The sequence below is a fragment of the Streptomyces sp. S6 genome, assembly GCF_054880855.1.
Genome location: NZ_JBTYMC010000553.1, coordinates 1 through 2,263 on the forward strand (window position 1 = coordinate 1; position 2,263 = coordinate 2,263).

A 2,263-nucleotide genomic window follows, 5' to 3' on the forward strand; every position below is an offset into this window, starting at 1 on the left:
CGCCGAGTCCGTCGGCGTCCGCGCCGCCGTCCGCCAGGGCGAGGCCGCGCGGGCGGGCCGGGCCGGCCCCGGGGAGGGCGGGGGTGTGGGGTCCGCCGTCGAAGTCCTGGACCCGCCAGGTCCCGTTGCCCCGGCGGTCCTCGTCGAACCACCAGACGGCCGCGTCGGTGTCGACGGCGTACAGGAGGGTGCCGTGCGGGCGGTCGGTGACCTGGCGGGCGGTCGCGGTGGCCCGGTTCCAGGCGAAGATCTCGCAGCGGCCGTCGGCGTCGCCCGCGTAGGCCATCCGGTCGGGGTCGGTGGGGCAGACGGCGGGCAGTACGGGCCGGTACACGCCGTAGCCCCGCCCGCTCACCGCACGCTCCTCTCGGGTTCGCGCGCCGGCGCCTCCTCGTCGCGCAGGTACGTCACGCGGCGGGTCGCGTACAGCGCCAGCAGGGCGAGGGCGCCCGCGCAGCCGAGGCCGACCGTCCGGCCGCCGTACGCGGAGACCAGGACTCCGGCCGTGAGCGGCGCGAGGGCCGCGAGTCCCTCACCGGCCGTGTCCAGCACCGTGCCGACGCGGGCCTGGAGCGCGTCGGGGACCACGAGGACGGCGCGTGCGTGCAGGACGATCACGACGGACGGCGCGGTGCAGGAGACGGCGCCGAGCAGCAGGCCGTAGCCCCAGGTCGTGCTGGTGAACGCGAGGCCGGCGGCGGTCGGCACCATGGTCCACGAGGCCGTCGCGACGATCAGGGCGCGGGGCAGGCGCCGTACCAGCCAGGGGGCGAGGAGCGCGCCGAGGAGTCCGCCGGCGCCGGCGAAGGTGAGGATCAGGCCGATGGAGGAGGCGGTGGCGCCGCGTGCCTGCGCGCTGAAGACGGCGTGGTAGTAGAGGGCGCCGAGTACGGCGTTGAGTCCCGCCGTCCACAGCGTGACGAAGCGGAGGAAGCCGTCGGTCCACACGAACCGTACGCCCCGGGCCAGTTCGGAGAGGAAGGAGGCGGCCGGGCGGTCCCGTTCGGGGGTCAGGTCGGTGCGCATGGCCCGGACGAGGGCGGCGGACAGGAGGAAGGAGAGGGCGTCGGCGAGGAACGGCGCCCATCGGGCCAGTTGGTAGAGGGCGCCGCCGAGGGTGGGGCCGGCGATCTGGGTGGCCTGGTCGCGGGCCTGGAGGCCGCCGATCGCGTGGGGGTGGTCGGCCGGTGGGACGAGCCTGCGGATCGTGCCGTGCGCGGCGGCCGTCCAGCACGCGCTCGCCGCCTGGGTCACGCAGGCTGCGGCGAGGAGGTGGGCGAAGGTGGTCCGGTGCCAGGCCACGGCGGCGAACACGGTCGCCGTGGCGGTGGCCGCCACGAGTGCGGAGCGGGTCATCATGGGTCCGCGGGGGCTGCGGTCCGCGAGGACTCCCGCGAAGGGGGCGGCGGCGAGGCCGCTCACGAGGGCGGCGGAGGCGAGCATTCCCACGAGGGCCGGCGGATATCCCGCTCCCAGTAATACCAGGGGGAGTGCGAGAACAGACGCGTGAGTTCCGAGTCCGTCTATCGCACCGGCCGTCCAGAATAATCGAAAGTCCCGCTTACCGGAGAATACAGAAGGCGGAACATGTAAATGCTCGTCCCCGTGCTGTCTGTCCATCAGGCGGCCCCTCCCGCATTGCCGGCCGTGGAGAGCGCCCAGCGTAGCGAGCACTCCCCCTTTTCGCAATGCTGTGCACACGCCGCTATTTCGATCTCCATTCGATCAGCGGGACGACGTGTGAGCGGGGGTTTTATCGACGGACAAGATATTCAATGACGAATAGCGGAATCAAACCTTTCGCAAAAATACCGCCGCGGATCAGCGCGCGACGTGAGCCGATCCGCCGCGCATCAGGGTCTCGACCTCGGTGAGGGTCGCCATGGAGACGTCGCCGGGGGTGGTCATGACGAGGGCGCCGTGGGCGATCCCGTAGGCGAGGGCGTGTTCCAGGGGTGTGCCGGTGAGGAGTCCGTGGATGAGGCCGGCCGCGAAGCCGTCGCCGGAGCCGACCCGGTCCAGGACGTGCAGTCCGCGCATCCGGGGGCCGGTGACGAGCCCGGCCTCCGTGGACCAGGCGATCCCCGACCAGTCGTTGACTCCGGCCGACGGCACGTCACGCAGGGGTGTCGCGAGGACCTTCACCCCGGGGAGCAGTCCGGCGGCCTCGGCGAGGGCGTCCCCCGCCGCGTCGGCGGTGATGCGTCGGTCGCCGGGGTGTTTCCCGGCCAGCCCGAGCGCGCCCACGACGACGTCGGCGTGC

At 73.3% G+C, this 2,263-nt stretch carries 2 protein-coding genes and 1 pseudogene; all 3 read right to left on the bottom strand.

Annotated features, from left to right (window positions below):
* Positions 1-355, bottom strand: a pseudogene (locus tag ACVNF4_RS35090) (S9 family peptidase); the annotation flags it as partial.
* On the bottom strand, positions 352-1,620 hold the full coding sequence (locus ACVNF4_RS35095) for an MFS transporter (RefSeq protein ID WP_461806898.1): 1,269 nt from the start codon (positions 1,618-1,620) through the stop codon (positions 352-354). The pseudogene ACVNF4_RS35090 and the gene ACVNF4_RS35095, both read right to left, overlap by 4 nt.
* Positions 1,621-1,821: 201 nt before the next feature.
* Positions 1,822-2,263: PfkB family carbohydrate kinase (locus ACVNF4_RS35100; protein ID WP_461806899.1), on the bottom strand; the 442-nt coding region annotated here is incomplete at its 5' end.

Coding starts and splice junctions, on each gene's coding strand:
- ACVNF4_RS35095 (WP_461806898.1), bottom strand. CDS start 1,620: ATGGACAGACAGCACGGGGACGAGCATTTACATGTTCCGCCTTCTGTA.